Origin of the sequence: Gordonia jinhuaensis (genome assembly GCF_014639795.1) — a bacterium.
Taxonomy (GTDB): Bacteria; Actinomycetota; Actinomycetes; order Mycobacteriales; family Mycobacteriaceae; genus Gordonia_B; species Gordonia_B jinhuaensis.
Window position 1 is genome coordinate 14,340 of sequence record NZ_BMGC01000026.1, and the last position, 20,594, is coordinate 34,933.

General features: G+C 66.8%; 13 protein-coding genes and 1 pseudogene. 4 read left to right on the top strand and 10 right to left on the bottom strand.

Annotated elements, in window-relative coordinates; all coding sequences use genetic code 11:
- Nucleotides 1-13: 13 nt before the first annotated feature.
- The 4 genes from IEW22_RS14885 to IEW22_RS14900 form a co-directional block, all read right to left on the bottom strand.
- Complete coding sequence (locus IEW22_RS14885) at nucleotides 14-328, bottom strand: Rieske (2Fe-2S) protein (RefSeq protein WP_188587409.1); 315 nt, start codon at nucleotides 326-328, stop codon at nucleotides 14-16.
- Nucleotides 325-2,826 carry a nitrite reductase large subunit NirB gene (nirB, locus tag IEW22_RS14890; RefSeq protein ID WP_188587410.1) on the bottom strand — a complete coding sequence of 834 codons (2,502 nt, stop codon included), beginning with the start codon at nucleotides 2,824-2,826 and terminating at the stop codon, nucleotides 325-327. Before nirB (IEW22_RS14890) ends, IEW22_RS14885 begins: the two co-directional genes overlap by 4 nt.
- Entirely contained in the window at nucleotides 2,826-3,179 is a 354-nt protein-coding gene (locus tag IEW22_RS14895) for a molybdopterin oxidoreductase (RefSeq protein WP_188587411.1), read from the bottom strand. The genes nirB (IEW22_RS14890) and IEW22_RS14895 overlap by 1 nt, the downstream gene beginning before the upstream one ends.
- Before the next feature lie 101 nt (nucleotides 3,180-3,280).
- Nucleotides 3,281-7,513 (bottom strand): bifunctional nitrate reductase/sulfite reductase flavoprotein subunit alpha, encoded by a 4,233-nt coding sequence (locus IEW22_RS14900; protein ID WP_188587412.1) that lies wholly within the window; start codon nucleotides 7,511-7,513, stop codon nucleotides 3,281-3,283.
- Between the two features lie 285 nt (nucleotides 7,514-7,798).
- Between IEW22_RS14900 and fdhA the strand changes: the two are divergent.
- Nucleotides 7,799-9,024 (top strand): annotated as a pseudogene (fdhA, locus tag IEW22_RS20595) (formaldehyde dehydrogenase, glutathione-independent).
- A gap of 42 nt (nucleotides 9,025-9,066) precedes the next feature.
- On the opposite strand, the gene IEW22_RS14910 reads toward fdhA, so the two are convergent.
- The 6 genes from IEW22_RS14910 to IEW22_RS14935 all read right to left on the bottom strand — a co-directional run bounded on the left by IEW22_RS14910 (nucleotide 9,067) and on the right by IEW22_RS14935 (nucleotide 17,001).
- Nucleotides 9,067-9,822 (bottom strand): sirohydrochlorin chelatase, encoded by a 756-nt coding sequence (locus tag IEW22_RS14910; RefSeq protein ID WP_188587437.1) that lies wholly within the window; start codon nucleotides 9,820-9,822, stop codon nucleotides 9,067-9,069.
- Between the two features lie 88 nt (nucleotides 9,823-9,910).
- The gene (locus IEW22_RS14915; RefSeq protein ID WP_188587413.1) at nucleotides 9,911-11,089 is read right to left on the bottom strand and encodes a uroporphyrinogen-III synthase; all 1,179 of its coding nucleotides are present in this window, start codon (nucleotides 11,087-11,089) and stop codon (nucleotides 9,911-9,913) included.
- Complete coding sequence (gene nirD, locus IEW22_RS14920) at nucleotides 11,086-11,451, bottom strand: nitrite reductase small subunit NirD (RefSeq protein ID WP_188587414.1); 366 nt, start codon at nucleotides 11,449-11,451, stop codon at nucleotides 11,086-11,088. Before nirD ends, IEW22_RS14915 begins: the two co-directional genes overlap by 4 nt.
- Nucleotides 11,448-14,018, bottom strand: a complete 2,571-nt coding sequence (nirB, locus tag IEW22_RS14925; RefSeq protein WP_188587415.1) for a nitrite reductase large subunit NirB — start codon at nucleotides 14,016-14,018, stop codon at nucleotides 11,448-11,450. Before nirB (IEW22_RS14925) ends, nirD begins: the two co-directional genes overlap by 4 nt.
- Complete coding sequence (locus tag IEW22_RS14930) at nucleotides 14,015-15,442, bottom strand: nitrate/nitrite transporter (RefSeq protein WP_188587416.1); 1,428 nt, start codon at nucleotides 15,440-15,442, stop codon at nucleotides 14,015-14,017. The genes nirB (IEW22_RS14925) and IEW22_RS14930 overlap by 4 nt, the downstream gene beginning before the upstream one ends.
- Nucleotides 15,443-15,633: 191 nt before the next feature.
- Nucleotides 15,634-17,001, bottom strand: coding sequence for a hypothetical protein (locus IEW22_RS14935; protein ID WP_229742740.1), 1,368 nt, complete (start codon nucleotides 16,999-17,001; stop codon nucleotides 15,634-15,636).
- A gap of 136 nt (nucleotides 17,002-17,137) precedes the next feature.
- On the opposite strand from IEW22_RS14935, the gene IEW22_RS14940 reads away from it, so the two are divergent.
- From IEW22_RS14940 to IEW22_RS14950, 3 genes are read left to right on the top strand one after another with little or no spacing between them, the layout of a single operon-like run.
- Nucleotides 17,138-18,403, top strand: a complete 1,266-nt coding sequence (locus IEW22_RS14940; protein ID WP_188587417.1) for an aspartate kinase — start codon at nucleotides 17,138-17,140, stop codon at nucleotides 18,401-18,403.
- A gap of 5 nt (nucleotides 18,404-18,408) precedes the next feature.
- Complete coding sequence (locus tag IEW22_RS14945; RefSeq protein ID WP_188587418.1) at nucleotides 18,409-19,434, top strand: aspartate-semialdehyde dehydrogenase; 1,026 nt, start codon at nucleotides 18,409-18,411, stop codon at nucleotides 19,432-19,434.
- A 52-nt stretch (nucleotides 19,435-19,486) separates the two neighbouring features.
- A complete protein-coding gene (locus tag IEW22_RS14950) occupies nucleotides 19,487-20,518 on the top strand; it encodes a fused (3R)-hydroxyacyl-ACP dehydratase subunits HadA/HadB (protein ID WP_188587419.1) in 1,032 nt (343 codons plus the stop codon).
- The last annotated feature ends 76 nt before the right edge of the window (nucleotides 20,519-20,594 follow it).

Here is a 20,594-nt window from a genome sequence, read left to right on the forward strand (position 1 = left end):
GGTGAGGTGGCGATTACGGGGTGAGCTGCAGGTGGATCGTCCCGTCGGCGTCGGTGTGCACCGGGTAGACGCGCACACCGGGTCCGTCGACGGACAGTTCGGTGCCGTCGTGCAGCGAATAGGTCCGGTTGTGCAGCGGGCACACGACCTTGGCGTCGTCGATGAGTGCGTCGGCGAGTGGGCCGCCGAGGTGCGGACACACCGCGTCGAGTGCGCGCAGCGAACCGTCGCGCAGGCGGAACACCGCGACCTGTCGGCCGTCCACGGCGTATGCGCGGCCCTCACCCTGGGGGATCTCGTCGACAGCGCCGAGCACGTGTTCGGTCATCGGACCGGCACCTGCGGCAGCGCGACCAGCGGCAGCGATGTGCGGAACTGGCCCGGGGTCACCGGTTGCTCCCGGTCGAGCCATGGGTCGCGGTAGGCGTCGATGGACGATTGCATGTTCGCATCCAGCTGTGCGGCGATCCCGTCGGCGTCATCGACCACCACGGCGCGGATCCGCTCGATGCCATAGCGCGGGACCCAGGCGTAGGTGCGTTCGAGCCATTTCGCGTTCTCGCGGTAGTACTGCAGGAAACGACCCGCCAGGGTGATCACCTCCTGCGGGGAGTCCACCGTGGCCAGCAGGTCGCCCTTGCGGATGTGGGCACCGGCGGCCCCACCGACGTAGATCTCCCATCTGCCGCCGTCGATCGCGACCACGCCGAGGTCCTTGCACAGCGCCTCGGCGCAGTTGCGCGGGCATCCGGTGACCGCGAGTTTCATCTTCGCCGGCCCGGCGATGCCCTGGAAGCGTGACTCGATCTCGATGCCCAGTGCCGTCGAGTCGCCGACGCCGAACCGGCAGAAGTCGCTGCCCACACAGGTTTTCACGGTGCGGAAGCTCTTGCCGTATGCATACCCCGAGGGCATGCCCAGATCCGACCACACCTTCGGGAGGTCTTCTTTGCGCACGCCGAGCAGGTCGATGCGCTGCCCGCCGGTGAGTTTGATCAACGGGATCTCGTACTTCTCGGCCACGTCGGCGATGGTGCGAAGCTGTTCGACGCTGGTGACCCCGCCCTTCATCTGCGGGACCACCGAGAACGTCCCGTCGCGCTGGATGTTCGCGTGCACGCGGTCGTTGATGAATCGCTCGGAGGTCTCGTCGACGAAGTCGGCACCCCACATCATCTCCAGGAGCGAGGACAGGCCCATCTTGGAGTTGGCGTCCTCCTTGCCGTCGGGGGCGAGTGCGGCGAACACCGAACGCACCGAATGCAGTTGCAGCTCACGGATGAGACGCATCAGTTCGGGCTTCTCATAGGGGATGGCCGGGACGTAGTAGTGGGCAGCGGGGTCCTCGGTGATCGCATCGCCGGCCGCCCACTCCACCACCTGGGTGAGCAGACCCTTGCACGATCCGCAGCCCTTGGCAGCGCGCGTGGCGGCCATCACGCCGGCGACCGATGTGGTGCCCCCGGCGACGCAGTCGACGACCGTCTTCTTCGACACGCCATTGCAATTGCAGATCTGCGCGTCGTCGGACAGCTCGGCGGCGCCCACCTCGGCATCGGGGGTACCGAGGTCGAACATCAGCGAGACCCGCTCGTCGGGCAGCGGGGTGCCCTGATCGAATGCCTGCTGCAGGAAGGACACCTTGCTCACGTCACCGATCAGCGTCGCCCCGACCAGACGGTTGTCGCGGATCACCACCGTCTTGTAGACACCGTGACGTGGCTCGTGGAACTGGACGAACTCGTCGTCCTCACGCTCGGGTTTCTTCAGCCCCATCTGTGCGACGTCGACCCCGGCCACCTTGAGTTTCGTCGAGGTCCGCGACCCGTGGTACTCGGCGGCCGGATCGGTGCCGGTGAGGTGATCGGCGAGCACCTTGGCCTGCTCCCACAGCGGTGCGACCAGCCCGTAGACCTGACCGCGGTGTTGTGCGCACTCGCCGACCACGTAGATGTCGTCGTCGTCGATCGATCGCATGTGGTCGTCGGTGACGATCGCGCGTTCCACTGTCAGCCCCGCCGCCTGCGCGAGCCCCACATTGGGCCGGATGCCGGTGGACAGCACCAGCATGTCGCAGGCGAGGGTGTCGCCGTCGGCGAAACCGATCCCGGTGATCGCCGAACTGTCGTCCACCGATGCGGTGGTGGTGCGCTTACCGGTGAGCACGTCGATACCGACGTTCTCGATCGCACGCCGCAGCACGGCGCCGCCGGTCTCGTCGAGCTGGGCGTTCATCAGCACCGGACCCGAGTGGATCACGGTGGCGGCGATGCCGCGGTTGACCAGACCACGCGCGGCCTCCAGGCCGAGTAGCCCGCCACCGACCACCGCGGCCCGTCGCGGCGAGCCGGTGGTCGACAGGGCCGTGGCGTAGTCGATCATCGCCGCGGTGTCGTCGAGGGTGCGGAAACCGAATACGCCGTGCGCCAGTGTGGTGTCGTCGATCCAGATGCCCTCCACCGGCGGGAAGAACGCGCGACTGCCGGTGGCGATGATCAGCTTGTCATAGCCGAGGATCGAACCATCGTCGGCGAGGACGACTTTCGCATACGGATCGATACGTACCACGCGCACACCCGCACGCAGATCGATGTCGTTGGCGGCATACCAGTCGAGGTCGTTGAGATAGATGCCCTGCGAATCCTCACTCCCGGCGAGGACATTCGACAGCTGGATCCGGTTGTAGTTGCCATACGGTTCGTCACCGAAGACGGTGATGTCGAACTGGTCGCCACCGCCGCGCGCCAGGATCTCCTCGACGGCACGGACGCCGGCCATCCCGTTGCCCACCACCACGAGGCGTCGCCTCGTGGACGCCGGAGCCATCAGAACTCCACCAGTCCGAGGTCGATGACCACACTGCCTGTTGCCGCTTTCGGTGCGGCCAGGCGCAATTCGAGGGTTGAGCCTTCGAGGAAGTCCTCGACGAGGCGCAGCGGTACATGGGTGCCGGCCTTGGCGCCGATCGGGAAGTACCGCACGGGTTCGCCGTTGTGCATCAACACCACCGTGATCATGTCGTCACCGGAGTTGCCGCCACGGAAGTACACCGCCTGGATGGTGGACCCGTCGGGCACGGTGATCGTCAGGCCGCCACCGATCTCGGCGAGGTCGTCGAATCCCTGTCCCTCGAACTCGAAGATCCCCTGCAGGAATCGTGGTGTGCTCGCATCGCTCATGAAATGCCTCGCCTTCGGGACTGGTGTGCGGATGGGCTGGAATCTGTTGTGCGACCGTACCTGGTGTGGAGCTAGTAGGTGTCGAGCAAATAGGTGTGGAGCTAATACACGTCGCGAACGTAGCGTTTGTCGGCCGCCAGCGCTTTCACATAGGCTTCGGCGCTCTGGCCGGAGAGTCTGCCGTGTGTGGCGATCACGAATTTGAGCGCCTCGTCGACATCGCGTGCCATTCGCGACTTGTCGCCGCACACATAGAAGTAGGCGCCCTCGTTGAGCCACCGCCACAGCTGTGCGCCCTTCTCGATCATCCGGTCCTGGACGTAGACCTTGCGCTCCTGGTCACGCGAGAAAGCGAGGTCGAGCTCGTTGAGAAGGCCGTCAGCGCAGAAGGATTCGATCTCGTCGCGATAGTAGAAGTCGGTGGCCGCATGCTGTTCGCCGAAGAACAGCCAGTTGCGCCCGGTGTGGCCCAGGGCGCGGCGCTCGTGCAGGAAACCACGGAACGGAGCGATCCCGGTGCCGGGGCCGACCATGATCATCGGCGCGTCCGGGTCTGCCGGCGGGCGGAAATGCGTCGACGGTGCCACCCACACGCCGATCGGGTCGCCGTCGGCGTGGTCGGCCAGATAGGTCGAGCACACACCGTGCCGTGCGATGCCGTGCACGTTGTAGCGGACCGCTGACACGGTGAGCTGCACCTCGCTGGGGTTCTCCTTGGGGCTCGAGGAGATCGAGTACTGCCGCGGGGTCAGCGGTTTGAGGACACCGAGCCAGTCGTCCACCGACGCCCGTACGGGGAAGTCCGCCAACAGGTCTGCGGTCTGGCGACCCCACATCCAGTCGTCGAGCGCATCCTTGTCCTGCGGTTCGGGTAGTGCGTGCAGGCCTGCGCCGCGATGGCGTTCGCGGACGAACTCGAGTACTCCGCCGGTGATCTTGGCGATGTCGAGTCGTTCGTGCAGCGCCCGGTACAGCAGCATCTCCTCGCCGGCGACGGTGACCGGCGTGTCGCCGTCGAGTCCGGTGAGCTGCAGGAAGTTCTCGACGTAGGCGGGGCTGTTGCGCGGCCACACGCCCAGCGCGTCGCCGGCCTCATAGGTGAGAGTACCTGTGGGAAGGGCGAATCCGATCTGTCGCACGTCTTTGCTCGAACCGGGTCGGTTCAGCCGGGTATTGCGTACCAGTGAGGTGATGAGCGGATTCTTGCGGCCGTAAGAGGGAGTTGAGACCTGTCCCGACGAGACCGTGCTGGATGAGACCGTGCTGGACGAAACCTGGCCGGACGGGGTGGTGACGGGCGTCTGGGCTGGCGGATCGGCGCTCTGCGGTGCCTGGTCGGCGAGTTGGTCGAGTACGGCGTCGAGCCAGGACTGCGCGACCGTCTCGTAGTCGGGTTCACAGTCGGCACGCGCGGCGAGGCGGGTGGCCCCCAGCTCGCTCAGGCGGTCGTCGAGTTTGCGTCCGAATCCGCAGAACTCGTCATAGCTGGGATCGCCGAATGCCAGCACCGAGTAGTGCAATGAGTCCAGGCGGGGTGCGTCGTCGGCGCTCAGGGCATCCCACAGCTGTGCGGCGTTGTCGGGCGGGTCGGCGTCGCCGGTGGTGGAGGTGACGATCAGGACCGTCCCGCCGCTGGTCAACGCGGCTATCCCGGCATCGTCGAGGGTGTGTGATGCCGCGGGCATTCCGTGCTCGACCAGCGCTGCCACCACGCCGGGCACATGATCTTCGACGGTGCCGGTCTGCGACGCCCAGAGCACGTCGATGGTTGGCGTCTCAGGGGTGGGTGTCTCAGGCGGCGACACCGATGCCGGGCTGTCCGAGATCCGCGAGTATGCCCCGGCCAGAACGCCATTGACCCAGAAGCGGGTGTCGGCATCCAGGGGAGCGTCCGACGGTAGTACCGGGACACCCGCTGCCGCGTCGGTGCTGCGCATGCCGGTGAGGAAACCGGCGAGGTAGCGCTGCTCGGTCGAGCTCAGCGCAGGGGGTGCGGTGGGTGTGGCGACACCGAGCGCGACGGCCAGTGCATCGGTGCCGGTTCCGGTGCTGTGGTCGGGCGAGGAGGGCTCGTGCGCGGACTCGACCTTTTCCAGCGCGACCGCGCACACTTTGAACTCCGGTTGCAGGGAGTCGGGGTCCACAGCGTCGTTGGTGACGGCGTTGATCGCGAGATCGGTCCCGAACATGTCGTTGAAGTGCATGGGGGCGAAGCAATTCCCGGGGCGGACCCGATCGGTCACCACCGCGGGGAGCACCGCAGCACCGCGCCGCGAGCTGATACGCACCGAGTCGCCGTCGCAGATGTGCATGTCGGCGGCATCGGTCGGGTGGATTTCGACGAACGGTGCCGGGTTGAGCTTGTTGAGTTTGGCCACCCGACCGGTCTTGGTCATGGTGTGCCACTGGTGGGGCAGTCGCCCGGTGTTCAGCACCAACGGGTGCTCGTCGTCGGGTAGTTCGGCGGCGGGCATGTAGGGCCGCGCATGGAAGATCGCACGGCCGCTCGGAGTGGGGAACACCAGCCGCGGGTCGGTGCCGTCGGGGCGGATCACCTTCGTCTGTGAGACGCCGTCGTTGAGGTAGCGGATCGGATGGCGGTCGGTGGCCCCTGCCGACATGCCGCCGGTATCGGGTGCCTCCGGCGGACACGGCCACTGCAGGGGCGTGTCGCGCAGGCGGTCATAGCCCGCGCCGCGGATGTCCCAACCCGTCCGCGGGTTCCAGAAGGTGGTGATCTCGTCGAAGATCTCCTCCGCGCAGCGGTAGTCGAAGGCGTCGGCGAAGCCCATCTCGGAGGCCAGGGCGGCGATCAGCGCCCAGTCGGGTGTCGCGTCGCCCGGCGGGTTCACCGCCGCCTCGTGCAGAGTGAGGTTGCGTTCGGAGTTGACCATCACCCCGTCGGCCTCGGTCCACAGTGCGGCCGGCAGGGTCACGTCGGCATAGGCGAGGGTTTCGTTCTCGGCGAACACGTCGGAGACGATCACCAGTTCACACTTCTGCAGTGCCTCGATCACCCTCGAGCGGTTGGCCACGCTGGCAACGGGATTGGTGCAGATGATCCAGCACGCGCGGATCTCACCGGCGGCCATCTTGTCGAACATCTCGATCGTGCCGGGTCCCACGTCACTGCGGATGGTGCCACGCGGCAGTCCCCAGCGGTCCTCGCAGAAATCGCGATCGGATTCGGAGACCACGGCGCGCTGGCCCGGCAGACCGGGTCCCATGTAGCCCATCTCGCGACCGCCCATCGCATTGGGCTGACCTGTCAGCGAGAACGGCCCGCTGCCGATCCGGCAGATCGCGCCGGTGGCCAGGTGGAGATTGCAGATCGCGTTGGTGTGCCACGTGCCGTGGATGGACTGGTTGAGACCCATTGTCCAGCAGGACATCCAGTCGCCGGCCTCGGCGATCCACCGGGCGGCGGTGCGCAGATCCGACTCGGCCACACCGGTGATGCGCTCGACCTCCTGCGGTGTGTACTGCGCGACGAATTCGGGCATCTGCTCGAAACCCTCGGTGTAGTCGTCGATGAACGACTGATCTACGGCACCGGATTCGATCAGCAGATGCAGCAGGCCGTTGAGCAGGGCGAGATCTGTTCCGGGATTCACCTGCAAGAACAGGTCGGCTTTGGCGGCGGTGGTGGTGCGGCGCGGATCGACCACGATCAGCTTCGCGCCGGCCTTGCGACGTTCGGCCATGCGCAGGAACAGGATCGGATGGCAGTCGGCCATATTCGATCCGATGACGAAGAACAGATCGGCGTTGTCGAAGTCCTGATAGGACCCCGGTGGTCCGTCGGCGCCGAGCGATTGTTTGTATCCGGTACCCGCGCTGGCCATACACAGTCGTGAGTTCGACTCGATGTGCACCGTGCGCAGATAGCCCTTGGCGAGTTTGGTGGACAGATACTGCGATTCCAGCGACATCTGCCCGGAGACGTAGAGCGCGATCGAATCGGGGCCGTGTTCGTCGAGGATCGTGCGCATCCGGCTCGCGGCGTACCCGATCGCCTCGTGCAGGCTCGCTGATTCGCGCTCGGAGTCCCGATCGGTTCGGACCGCGGCCTTCTCCATGCGGCCCGGTGCAGCGAGCATGTCGGCGGTGGTCGATCCCTTGGTGCACAGTCGCCCGAAGTTGGTGGGGTGGTCGGTGCGGCCGGTGGTCTTCGTGATCACCGGCAGCGCCGAGCCGGCCGGTGCCTGCACATGCAGCACCATTCCGCAGCCGACACCGCAATAGGCGCACAGCGTGTTCACCGTGCGCTCCGATGTGGCGCCCGACACCTGCGTCCCTGGCCGGGAGGTGGCGGGTCTGGGCGGATCGACCATGTCTTCATGGTCGGAGCGCAATGTTTCATGTCTCGGGAGTCGGCGTTACCAGGCGATCACATGGTTCTCACACGCCTGGATTCCTCCGGTGAGGTGCCGAGTCGATGGCGGAACTGTCCGTTTGGTCGGTGGACGCGCGTACCGTGACGGGCAGAGACTGGTGAGGCAGGTCACAGTCGGATCTGTCTTGGTTATGGAGCACACCGCCAGCTCGTGTCGCCCAGTCCGTCCCCGACGGTGTGCGCGCCCAGACGGTGTGCGCAGGGAAGTCAAAGGAGAGTTCCTATGTCGAGTACCACGGTTAACCACGCCGTTGCCTACAAGGCGCCGGGCAAGGTCGAGGTGATCGAAACGCCTTTCCCGGAGTTCGTGCTCAAGGACGGCCCGGGGGTCAACCCGGCCAACGTCGGCCGCAAGCTGCCCCACGGTGCGATCCTGCGGACCATCGCCACCAACATCTGCGGGTCGGATCAGCACATGGTGCGTGGCCGGACCACCGCGCCGACCGATCTGGTCCTGGGTCACGAGATCACCGGCGAGGTGATCGAGACCGGCCCGGGCGTGGAGTTCATCAAGGTCGGCGACGTCGTGTCGGTGCCGTTCAACATCTCATGCGGTCGGTGCCGCAACTGCAAAGAGGGCAAGACCGGGATCTGCCTGAACGTCAACCCCGACCGACCGGGCAGCGCCTACGGATACGTGGACATGGGCGGCTGGGTCGGCGGTCAGGCCGAATACGTGATGGTGCCCTACGCCGACTGGAATCTGCTGAAGTTCCCCGACCGCGATCAGGCGCTGGAGAAGATCCTCGACCTCACCATGCTCTCGGACATCTTCCCCACCGGATTCCACGGCGCCTACACCGCCGGGTGGGCGTCGGTTCCACGGTGTACGTCGCGGGTGCGGGACCGGTCGGCCTGGCCGCCGCCGCGAGTGCGCAACTGCTCGGTGCCGCTGTGGTGATCGTCGGTGATCTCAACGAGCAGCGGCTCGCGCAGGCGCGTTCCTTCGGCTGCGAGACGATCAACGTCGCCGAGGGTGACCCCAAGGATCAGATCGAGCAGATTCTCGGTGTCCCCGAAGTGGATTCGGGTATCGACGCGGTCGGCTTCGAAGCACGCGGCCACGGCTCGGACTCCGGCCACGAGGCACCTGCGACGGTGCTGAACTCGCTGATGGACATCACCGCTGCCGGTGGCGCGCTGGGCATCCCGGGTCTCTATGTGACCGGCGATCCGGGGGGCGTGGACGACGCGGCCAAGGAGGGCTCGCTGTCGCTGCGGCTGGGACTGGGCTGGGCGAAATCGCTGTCCTTCGCCACCGGACAGTGTCCGGTCATGAAATACAACCGACAGCTGATGATGGCGATCCTGCACGACAAGGTGCACATCGCCGACGCGGTCAACGCGACCCCGATCCCGCTCGAGGACGCGCCCCGCGGCTATGAGGACTTCGACGCGGGTGCGGCCAAGAAGTTCGTGCTCAATCCCAACGGCTACATCAAGAGCTGACGCATCCCGCGGGGTCGACCCGCGAGGCGCGGGCCTGCATGCTCAGTCGCCGACGGTGACCCGGCATGCAGGCCCGGAGTGGCTGCCGATGCCCTGCACACAGGCGGCCACGCGGTCGACCAGCAGGTCGGCGATGCGCTCGTCGGCACCCAGCGGCGCGGCCACGGCGTCGGCGCCGTGATCACTCAGCCGCGAGTGGAACAGCCCCGGCGCCAGCAGATAGGAGGCGATGAAGACGCGTCGCCCGCAAGTGCGGACAGCAGCGACCACCTCGGGAACCCGTGGTGCGGCGGTGGCGATATAGCCGACCGGTACTGTCTCGCCGATCAGATCACCGAGGTAGCGCGCGGCGACCTCGACCTCGGCCAGTGCCGACGGATCCGACGACCCTGCCGCGGCCATCACCACCGCGTCACCGGGCAACCACCCGGCCGAACGCAGTCGGTCGAGCATGACGACCGCGAGCACCGGGTCGGGCCCGAGGTTGTCGCACAGGCGCACGTCGTGGTGGCCGCTGGCCTCGATGTGGGCGGGGATGTCGTGGCGCACGTGGTAGCCGGCGGCGAGGAAGGCCGGGATCAGCACCGCCGATGTGGGGGTCTGTGCCAGTGCCTCACTCGGCGAGGGCCCGAGCACGTCGACGAACGCCACCCGGGTCAGCCCGATGCGTTCGCTCACCAGGCGGGCGAGTGCGCCGACGGTGTCGACGCCGTGGACCGACCGGGTGCCGTGTGCGACCAGGATGGGCGCCACGTGGGCTTCATCGGTAGACCTGTCGGTGACCCAGCCGGTAGCCATGCCGGCAGCTCTGTCGGCGGTTCCGCCGGTCAGTCGCAGGTGCGGGGTTGTGTGCTCGGTCATCGCTGTTCTCACTGGTCGGCCGCAATCAGTCATCGGTATCGGGTTCGTCGTATTCGAGGTCGACGGCGAGGCGATACCCCCGTTTGACCACGGTCTGGATCATCTTCGCGTCTCCCAGTGCCGTGCGCAGCCGGGTCACGGCCATCTCCACCGCGTGGGTGTCGGTGCCGCCGCCCGGCAGCTCGTCGAGCAGCTCGGCCCGGCTGATCACCTTCCCCGGGATCCGGGTCATCGCCTTCATCAACGCCAGACTCGACCCGGACAATTCCAGGGCGGTGTCGTCGACCACCACGGCGGCCGCGCGCATGCTCACCTCGTGGCCGGCCACGCGCAGCAGCTGTGCGCGCCGGGGTAGCTCGTCGGCGATGAGCCGGGCGAGGGCGCCGAGCCGAAAACGGCTGGGCTGCATGGTCGGTACCGACAGGGCGTGGAGCGGCCCGGCCGTCACGTTGCCCACACACATGGCCGGCACCGTGGTGCGCATAGCGTGGAGCAGCCCGTCGAGTACCCCGAGTTTGGCGGCGTGACCCAGCATCGAGGCCACTGCGGGCGCCGAGGTGAACGTCACCGCGTCGATCTCCGAGCCGACGATCGCGTCGATCATGGAGCTCATCGGATCCGGATCGTCGGGCGGAACCCAGCGGTAAACGGGGATCGGGATGATCGTGGCGCCCGCCTCGCGCAACACCTGTGCGAGGTCGGGCAGCGGCTCCCAGTCGGTGGTCGCGCCGTGCATCTGGATGCCGACGCGCAGCCCCGACACGCCCTCCTCGAGGAGTTCGCTGATCAGTTCCGACGACGACTCGCTCGGTGGCGACCACTGTTCGTGCAGGCCGGCGGCGCGGATCGCACCCTTGGCCTTGGGTCCGCGGGCCAGCAGACGGGTGTCACCGAGACGGTCGATCAACTCATCGGCCACCCCCCACCCGTCGGCCGCCTCGATCCATCCGCGAAAGCCGATCCCGGTGGTGGCGACCACGATGTCGGGCGGGTCGGCCAGCACCGTGTCGGTGGCGTGACGCAGCTCGTCGTCGTCGATGAGCGGGATGATGCGGATGGCGGGGGCGTGCATCACGGCAGCGCCCCGGCGGGCCAGCAATGCCGCGAACTCGTCGGCGCGACGAGCAGCGGTGATACCGATGGTGAAGCCGGTGAGGGGGAGTGCGGCATCACCGGCCGGGGGCCCGGGGGTGGTTGGGGTCACTGCGGTGTCGCCTGCGCCGATCCGACTTCGACACGACCGTCGATCACGCGCACCGGGTACACCGGCAGTGCGACGGACTCGTCGTCGAGGCAGCGGCCCGACTCCAGCGAGAAGCGCTGTTTGAGCAGCGGAGACGCCACCGTGGCCGTCCCGCCGTGTTCACCGACCAGGCCGCGCGACATCACCGCCGCGCGTCCGAACGGGTCGATGTTGGAGACGGCAAGCACCACCGGCTCGCCGTCCTCGTCACCGAGATAGAAGACCGCGACCTGGGTTGCGTCGTCGAGCAACGCCGCGACACCGCGACCGACGGTGAGATCGGTCAGTGCGCAGACGGGTGTCCAGGTGTTCGTGATCGTCATCTCGCCTCCTCCTGCTGTGCGTGTAGGGCGACTGTCGGTGAACCCAACAGCACCGGGACGCGTCGTCCCGACGAGTCGTCGAAGGCGATGGTCGGGTCGGGCACGTCGGGTGCGTTGACGAAGGACACGAACCGGCGCAGCTTGTCCTCGTCGGCCAGTACTGCTGCCCACTCGTCCTGATACCCCTCGACGTGCTTGGCCATCGCAGCCTCGAGATCGTCGGCGATACCCAGACTGTCGTCGCAGATGATCTCTCGCAACTTGTCCAGGCCACCCTCGAAGGACTCCTGCCACGGCGCGGTGCGCTGCAGCCGATCGGCGCTGCGGACGTAGAACATCAGGTACCGGTCGATGTAGCTGATCAGCGTCTCGTCGTCGATCCCGGACACCAGCAGCTGGGCATGTGTGGGACTCTGCCCGCCGTTGCCGCCGACGTACAGATTCCAGCCGGCCTCGGTGGCGATCACCCCGACGTCTTTGCCGCGGGCCTCGGCGCATTCACGTGCACACCCCGACACGCCGAATTTGAGTTTGTGCGGCGACCGCAGCCCTCGGTAGCGGGTCTCCAGTCGTACGGCCATCGCGACCGAGTCCTGCACGCCGTAGCGACACCAACTCGACCCGACGCAGCTCTTCACCGTCCGCAGGCTCTTGCCGTAGGCGTGGCCGGACTCCATGCCGGCGTCGACCAGCCGCTGCCAGATCAGCGGCAGCTGTTCCACCCGCGCGCCGAACATGTCGATGCGCTGGCCGCCGGTGATCTTGGTGTAGAGGCCGAAATCCTTGGCGATCTGCCCGATCACGATCAACTGGTCGGGAGTGACCTCGCCGCCGGGCATCCGCGGCACCACCGAGTAGGTGCCGTTGCGCTGTAGGTTGGCCAGGAAGTGGTCGTTGGTGTCCTGCAGCGCGGCCTGTTCGCCGTCGAGGATGTGATCGCTGGAGGTGGAGGCGAGGATCGACGCCACCGTGGGTTTGCAGATCTCGCATCCGCCACCGGTGCCGAACCGCGCGATCAGTTCGCTGAACGTGCGGATGCCGGTGCCCGCGACGATGGAGAACAACTCCGCTCGCGATTGAGTGAAGTGTTCACACAGTGATGTCGACAGTGTCACACCGGAATCGGTGAGCAGCTTGGTGAGACTGGGCACACATCCACCGCAGGTGGTGCCGGCGCCGGTGCACTTCTTGAGGTCGGCCACCGTGCACGCACCCTCGGCGATCGCACCGCAGATGTCACCCTTGGACACCGAGTTGCACGAGCAGATCTGCGCATCGTCGGGTAGCGCCGACAGCCCGATACCCGAGTCGCCGCCGGCCGGCGCGATCAGCGCACCGGGGTCACCCGGGAGCTGTTGTCCGACCAGCGGTTTGAGCATCGCGTACGCGTCGGCGTCGCCGACGAGGATGCCGCCGAGAAGTGTGGTCGCGTCGTCGGAGACGACGAGCTTCTTGTAGGTCCCCGCGACCGGGTCGGAGTGCACGATCTCCAGCGCACCTTCGGTGACGCCCATGGCGTCACCGAAGCTGGCCACGTCGACGCCGAGCAGTTTGAGTTTGGTGGACATGTCCGCACCGGGGAAGGTGCTGCGACCGCTGCCGAGGATCTGCTCGGCCGCAATCTGGGCCATCGTGTAGCCCGGTGCCACCAGCCCGTAGCACCGACCCTGCACCGCCGCCACCTCGCCGATCGCGTAGATGTCGGGATCACTTGTCCGACAGCAGGTGTCGGTGATGATGCCGCCGCGTTCGCCGACGTCGAGTCCGGCGCCGCGACCCAATGCGTCCTGGGGGCGCACACCCGCGGAGAACACCACGAGTGCGGCGGTCAGTGCCGTGCCGTCCGACAGGGTGACGGCCAGTGACGAATCGGCCAGTGGGGAATCGGCCGGTGTGGAATCGGTGCTGTCGGCGATCGACGTCGTCGACACGCCGGTGTGCACATGCAGACCCAGGTCGGTGACCAGATCGGCCAACAGGGCGCCGCCGCCGGCGTCGACCTGCAGTGGCATCAGCCGCGGGGCGAACTCGACGATGTGCGGTGTCATACCCAGCAGCCGAAGGGCATTGGCTGCTTCCAGACCCAGCAGGCCGCCGCCGACCACCACACCCGGGGCGCCGGGTCCGGCGGCCTCGGCGGCCGAGCGGATCGCGTCGAGATCGGCCAGCGTGCGGTAGACGAAGCTGCGCGGATGATCCGATCCGGACACCGGGGGAACGAAGGGGTAGGAGCCGGTGGCCAATACCAGTGCGTCGTAGGCGAACTCACCGTTGTCGGTGATCACCCGGTGGCCGGCGCGGTCGATGTCGATCGCGGCGCACCCCAGATGCACCTCCACCAGATCGTCGTCGGGATAGTCGTTGCCCGACAGGGCCATTGCGGTGATGTCCCATGAGCCGACGTATCCGGACAGTCCCACCCGGTCGTAGGCGGCGACGGGTTCCTCGGAGAGCACCACCACGCGGATACGGTCGGCCTCGTCGCGCGAACGTAGTTCCTGGACGAACCGGTGCCCGACCATCCCGTGGCCCACCACCACGACGGTGCGCACTGCCGTCGGGGTCATGCGGTCACCGCCGAGGGATCGGAGGACGCGGCCGGACGCGTGTCGGTCTGCTCGTGCAGGACGATCTCGCGGCGCGCGTAGAACCACCAGGTGACCACTCCGGCGACCACATAGAAGGCCAGGAAGATCCAGAAGGCGGTGGTGGCCGACTGATGCTGCTTGTAGCTCGACCGCAGCACCAGGTTGATCGCCACGCCGCCGAGGCCGCCGACGGCGCCGGCGATACCGATCAGGGCGCCCGACATGGTGCGCGACCAGACGATCTTGCCCGCGGCGTTGAGCCCGGAGTTGTTGCGCGCCTTGTGTTCGAAGACCGTCGGGATGATCTTGTAGACCGAGCCGTTGCCCACACCGGAGATCAGGAACAGCAGGATGAAGCCGATGATGAAGGCGATCAGCTGCGGCGTCTCGATCTTGTGTTTGAGGTGACCGTCGGCCACCGTGCCGGCGACCACGAGGATCGACGCGCTGGCGATCATGAGGGCGAAGCACAGTGCGGTGATCCGTCCGCCGCCGAAACGGTCGGCGAGTTTGCCACCGATGGGGCGGGTGATCGACCCGAGAAGCGGTCCGATCCAGGCGATCTGGGCTGCGGCGAGCGTGGGGTTGTGGGCGCCGGCCGACTTGAACGACAGCGCCAGCACCTGACTGAAGGCGAAGGAGAAGCCGATGAACGAGCCGAAGGTGCCGATGTAGAGCAGCGAGATCAGCCAGGTGTCACGGTATTTCAGGCAGGCCACCATCGAGCGGTAGCTCGCGGTCTGGTGATCGAGGTTGTCCATGTAGATCGCGGCGCCGATTCCGGCGAATGCCAGCGCGACGAGGTATATCGCGCAGACGATACCGGCCTTGTCGGTGGTCAGCCAGATGACGATCAGGCCGATCACCTGGATCACCGGCACGCCGATGTTGCCGCCGCCGGCGTTGAGTCCCAGTGCCCAGCCCTTGTGCCGGTGCGGGAAGAAGGCGTTGATGTTGGTCATCGACGAGGCGAAGTTGCCGCCGCCGAGGCCGGTCAGTGCCGCGACGAACAGGAACCATCCGAAGCCGAACTTGCCGGGGTTCATCATGAGCATCATGGTCAGGCCGGTGGGGATGAGCAGCACCACCGCCGAGAAGATCGCCCAGTTGCGTCCGCCGAACTTCGCGGTGGCCTGGGTGTAGGGGATGCGCAGACAGGAGCCCACGAAGGTCGCGGTGGCGGTGATGATGAACTTCTGGTCGAGGCTGATCCCGTACTTCGGTGTCATGAACAGCACCATGACCGAGAAGAGCGACCAGATGGAGAATCCGATGTGCTCGCAGATGATGGACCACAACAGGTTTCGCCGGGCCACCTGGGCCCCACCGTTCTCCCAGGCCTCGACGTCCTCGGGGTCCCATCCGCTGATGTGGTGTTTTCGGGTGTATGTGTAGGCAGACATGTGCGGGGCTTTCTCGTGCGCTGAGTGCTGGAAACCCCGGCCTTCGTCGGCTGATCCGCGGGCGGTGCGGGTCGTCGAGGTGTTGTCAGCGACGATACGAAGCCGCTGTTGCGCGCAGTTTTCTCTCGGTAACCCTGCCGTCACAGTGTTCTCACGACGGCGAACGAGGTGGTGTGAGAAGAGCCGCCGCGTCAGATCGCGTGCGGATACACCGTCAGCATATGTGCTCCGAACCAGGAACTCACTGCGATGACGGCCACAAGAATGCAGATCTGGGTGGAGACCTTGAGTCGCGCGATCCCGATCGCGATCGGGATCAGCAGCACGAAGGCGGGCAGCAGGAGCCGTGGTCGGCTCATCATGAGTCCGCCCGACCCGGCGATCTGCGCCACCAGCAGTACCCCGTAGAGCCAGACCGGCCACGGCAGACGTTTCCACAGCGACACGAAGACGAGTGCGAAGGTGGCCAGCAGAACCCAGGCGGTGACCATCGGGGCGATCTCGGCCTCGCTCACCAGCACCGAGTTGATGAAGTTGTAGGTGGCTCGGCCCCAGTCGAACGACGTGCCCCACCCCTGGGTCTGGATCGTGAACCACCCGGTGGGACTGCCGGTGTGTGCCCACACGATGCACAGATACGCGATGTAGCCCAGCGGGGAGAAGACCACCGCGAACAGCGCGGGCCCGCTCTCGCCGTACCGGCCCTGGCGGATCAGCCGCCACGCGGCGAGTGCGCCGCACAGCATCACCACCGCGATGAGCACGGCGGCGGTCGGGCGGCAGAAACCCGAGAGGAAGGCGGTGACACCGGCGAGATACCAGTTGCCGCGCAGCACCCCGACCAGCGCCCAGGCGGCCAGTGCACAGAACAGTGCCTCGGTGTAGGCCATCGACAACACGATGCCCATCGGGGCCGCGGCGAACAGCACCACCATAATCAGCCCCACGCGGTGCAGATCGGGATCGGCGCCCACCGTCTGCGCGGCGGCCGAGTCGTCGTCGCGTGCGGGGAAGAGCCATCTCCCCAGACGCGTCGGCATGCGCACCGCACGGCGCCAGCGTCCGGCCGAGTCGGGATCGAGCATATGAGCGGCGCACAGCTGCGCGAGCCGGGCCACGCCGACCGCGGCGAGTGCTCCCACCACCACGTTGACCGTGATCGCCGCCCCGTAGGCGGTGAAGCCGGGGATCTTCTCGACCGCTCCCACGAGATAGGGGTAGCCGGGGAAGAAGGCATAGGGCGTGTTGGCGTCGCGCAACCCGCGGGCGTCGGTCTGGGTGAGCGGGACGCCGTCGTAGCCGAATTCGGCGATGTCGAGCATCCACTGGCCGTCCCACGAGGAGAGCACCGAACCCAGCGAGCGTCCGTGCAGACTCGCGAAGCGGGCCACCGTGAGCACGCCGATCAGGCGTACGAACCAGAACAGCGCGATCGGCTCGACCCAGTCGCGGTACCGGTAGAGCACTGCGGCGCAGCGTCCGAGAACCGACCCTGACGTCGTCGATGCTGACGGGGTCTGGTCGGTCGTCGCCTCGTCGGTGGCGCCGTTGGCAAGCACGTCACAGATGGTAGGCGGGAGATGCGCCTCACCACGATTCCGGGCGGCGAACCGTCGCCGGTAAGGTTGTCGCAGGTTGCGGCCAGCGACGATGCTCCCGCGACGACAACGATCCTCTCGGTGAAAGGTTGATGCAGTGGCACTGGTTGTGCAGAAGTACGGCGGATCGTCGGTGGCGACCGCCGAGCGCATCCGACGCGTCGCCGAACGGATCGTGGAGACCAAGAAGGCCGGCAACGACGTGGTCGTGGTGGTCTCGGCGATGGGTGACACCACCGACGAGCTGCTCGATCTGGCCCATCAGGTGAACCCGGCGCCGCCCGCGCGGGAGATGGACATGCTCCTGACCTCCGGCGAGCGCATCTCGAACGCACTGGTCGCCATGGCCATCGCCTCGCTCGGTGCGCAGGCCCAGTCGTTCACCGGCTCGCAGGCCGGTGTGATCACCACCAGCAGCCACGGTTCGGCCAAGATCATCGACGTCACCCCGAGCCGCGTCCGCGACGCCCTCGACGAGGGCAAGATCGTGCTCGTCGCCGGGTTCCAGGGCGTCTCGCAGGACACCAAGGACGTGACCACGCTCGGTCGCGGCGGCAGCGACACCACTGCCGTCGCACTGGCGGCAGCCCTGGAGGCCGACGTCTGTGAGATCTACACCGACGTCGACGGCATCTACACCGCCGACCCGCGCATCGTGCCGAACGCGCGCCACCTGGAGAAGGTCTCCTTCGAGGAGATGCTCGAGATGGCCGCCTGCGGCGCCAAGGTGCTCATGCTGCGGTGCGTGGAATACGCCCGCCGATACAACGTTCCCGTTCACGTGCGCTCGTCGTACTCGACCAAACCCGGCACGATGGTGTCGGGATCGATGGAGGACATCCCCGTGGAAGAAGCCATCCTCACCGGTGTTGCCCACGACCGTAGCGAGGCCAAGATCACCGTGGTCGGTCTCGACGACAAGCCGGGTTCGGCGGCCAGGGTGTTCCGCGCCGTCGCCGACGCCGACATCAACATCGACATGGTGTTGCAGAACATCTCCAAGGTGGAGACCGGTAAGACCGACATCACCTTCACGCTGCCGCGTGAACTCGGCCCGACCGGCGTGGAGAAGCTGACCAAGCTGCAGGGTGAGATCGGCTTCACCGAGCTGCTCTACGACGATCACATCGGCAAGGTGTCGCTGGTCGGCGCCGGCATGAAGAGTCACCCCGGCGTCACCGCGACCTTCTGTGAGGCACTCAGTGACGCCGGCATCAACATCGAGCTGATCTCCACCTCGGAGATCCGCATCTCCGTGCTCTGCCGCGACACCGAACTCGACGACGCGGTACGCGCACTGCACAACGCATTCGACCTCGGGGGCGACGAAGAAGCCGTCGTCTACGCCGGGACGGGAAGGTAAGTCACATGGGAGTTCGTCTCGGAGTCGTCGGTGCGACCGGTCAGGTCGGCGCCGTCATGCGACAGATCCTCGCCGAACGCAAGTTCCCGGTCGACGAGATCCGGTTCTTCGCCTCGTCGCGATCGGCGGGTAAGACACTGCCGTGGGGTGACGGGGAGATCGTGGTGGAGGATGCGACCACCGCCGACCCCTCGGGTCTGGACATCGCCCTGTTCTCGGCCGGTGCGACCATGTCGAAGGTGCAGGCGCCGCGCTTCGCCGAGGCCGGTGTGACCGTCATCGACAACTCCTCGGCCTGGCGTAAGGATCCCGATGTGCCCCTGGTGGTCTCGGAGGTCAACGGGGCGCTGGCGCACAACCCGCCCAAGGGCATCATCGCCAACCCCAACTGCACCACGATGGCTGCGATGCCGGTGCTCAAGCCGCTGCACGACGAGGCCGGACTCGCCCGCCTGATCGTGTCGAGCTATCAGGCGGTCTCCGGCAGCGGTCTGGCCGGTGTGGAGGAGCTCGCCGGAGAACTTCGCGCCGGTATCGACGACGCCGAGAAGCTGGTGCACGACGGTTCGGCCATCACTTTCCCCGCCCCGGTGAAATACGTTGCGCCCATTGCTTTCAACGTGTTGCCGATGGCCGGCTCGCTGGTCGACGACGGCTCCGGGGAGACCGACGAGGACCAGAAGCTGCGCAACGAGTCGCGCAAGATCCTCGGACTGCCCGACCTGCTGGTGAGCGGCACCTGTGTGCGCGTGCCGGTGTTCACGGGTCATTCGCTGTCGATCAACGCCGAATTCGACCGGCCGCTCAGCCCGGAGCGCGCGAGTGAGATCCTCGCCGACGCCGCCGGGGTGACGCTGACCGACGTGCCGACCCCGCTCGAGGCCGCGGGCAAGGACAATTCGCTGGTCGGGCGTATCCGCGTCGACCCGGGTGCGCCGCAGGGCCGCGGCCTGGCACTGTTCGTCTCGGGCGACAACCTGCGCAAGGGTGCCGCGCTGAACACAGTGCAGATCGCCGAGTTGCTCGTCTGACCACTCCGCGTCACGATGCACTCGAGCCCGCGACCACTGATTGGTGCCTTCCATGTCCACTTTGTCTGATGCTTCCGAACTGACCGAACGGGTCGGGCACTACTACCGGCTCGACGAGCCGTATGAGGTGGCCCGCGAGAAGGTCCGTGAGTATGCGCGTGCGGTGCAGGACGCCCATCCGGCACACCGCGACGAAACCGCTTCGGCAGCACTGGGTTACAGCGGGCTGCTGAGCACCCTGACCTTCACTGCCATCCCCGCGATGAAGGCCAACCGGGAGCTGTTCGAGTCGGTGATCGTGGGCTACGAGACCTATGTCCAGACCGAGCAGGTCTTCGAACAGCACCGGCCGATCGTCGCCGGCGACGTGTTGTCCACCGACGTGGAGCTGTCGTCGGTACGGCGTATCGCCGGCCGCGACCTGATCACCGTCACCAACACATTCACCGACGCCGCCGGTGAGGTGGTCCACACGATGCACACCACCGTGGTGGGAGTCAGCGCCGACGAGGTGGACCCGTCGATCAACGCCGCCGTCAGCGGCATCATGATGCATGACCTCAAGCTGCCGGCCCAGGAGGTCTACGGCGCCGACTACGTCAAGACCATCCGTCCCGACGGTGAGCGCACCGTCTCGACCGGCGGTGCCGAGCGCACTCCGGGTTCGCTGCGATTCGAGGATGTGGCCGTCGGTGACGTACTGCCGATCCGTCATGCCCGCCTCTCCCGCGGCGACCTGGTGAATTATGCGGGTGTGTCCGGCGACAACAATCCGATCCACTGGGACGAGCGGATCGCCCGACTCGCCGGACTGCCTGATGTGATCGCACACGGGATGCTGACCATGGCGCTCGGCGCCGGGTTCGTCTCGGCCTGGTCGGGCGACCCCGGTGCGGCGACACGCTACTCGGTGCGTCTGTCGCAGATGGCGCCGGTGAGCGCGGAGGCGGGCGGCGACATCGAGTTCTCCGGTCGCATCAAGTCACTGGACCCTGCCACCCGCAGCGGCGTGGTGCTCATCGTCGCCAAATCCGGCGGACGCAAGATCTTCGGGCTGGCCACCATGGACGTGCGCTTCTCCTGAGCCCGCCTGACCCGCACGTTCTCGCGTAGACCCACCTCCCAACGGGGGTGGGTTTACGCGTCCCTGAGCACGGATC

What these genes read in the sequence shown, in the direction of transcription:
- IEW22_RS14945 (WP_188587418.1), top strand. Translation starts at nt 18,409, where the DNA reads ATGGGAGTTCGTCTCGGAGTCGTCGGTGCGACCGGTCAGGTCGGCGCC.
- IEW22_RS14885 (WP_188587409.1), bottom strand. Translation starts at nt 328, where the DNA reads ATGACCGAACACGTGCTCGGCGCTGTCGACGAGATCCCCCAGGGTGAG.
- IEW22_RS14950 (WP_188587419.1), top strand. Translation starts at nt 19,487, where the DNA reads ATGTCCACTTTGTCTGATGCTTCCGAACTGACCGAACGGGTCGGGCAC.
- IEW22_RS14900 (WP_188587412.1), bottom strand. Translation starts at nt 7,513, where the DNA reads ATGGTCGATCCGCCCAGACCCGCCACCTCCCGGCCAGGGACGCAGGTG.
- IEW22_RS14930 (WP_188587416.1), bottom strand. Translation starts at nt 15,442, where the DNA reads ATGTCTGCCTACACATACACCCGAAAACACCACATCAGCGGATGGGAC.
- nirB (WP_188587415.1), bottom strand. Translation starts at nt 14,018, where the DNA reads ATGACCCCGACGGCAGTGCGCACCGTCGTGGTGGTGGGCCACGGGATG.
- nirD (WP_188587414.1), bottom strand. Translation starts at nt 11,451, where the DNA reads ATGACGATCACGAACACCTGGACACCCGTCTGCGCACTGACCGATCTC.
- nirB (WP_188587410.1), bottom strand. Translation starts at nt 2,826, where the DNA reads ATGGCTCCGGCGTCCACGAGGCGACGCCTCGTGGTGGTGGGCAACGGG.
- IEW22_RS14910 (WP_188587437.1), bottom strand. Translation starts at nt 9,822, where the DNA reads ATGGCTACCGGCTGGGTCACCGACAGGTCTACCGATGAAGCCCACGTG.
- IEW22_RS14895 (WP_188587411.1), bottom strand. Translation starts at nt 3,179, where the DNA reads ATGAGCGATGCGAGCACACCACGATTCCTGCAGGGGATCTTCGAGTTC.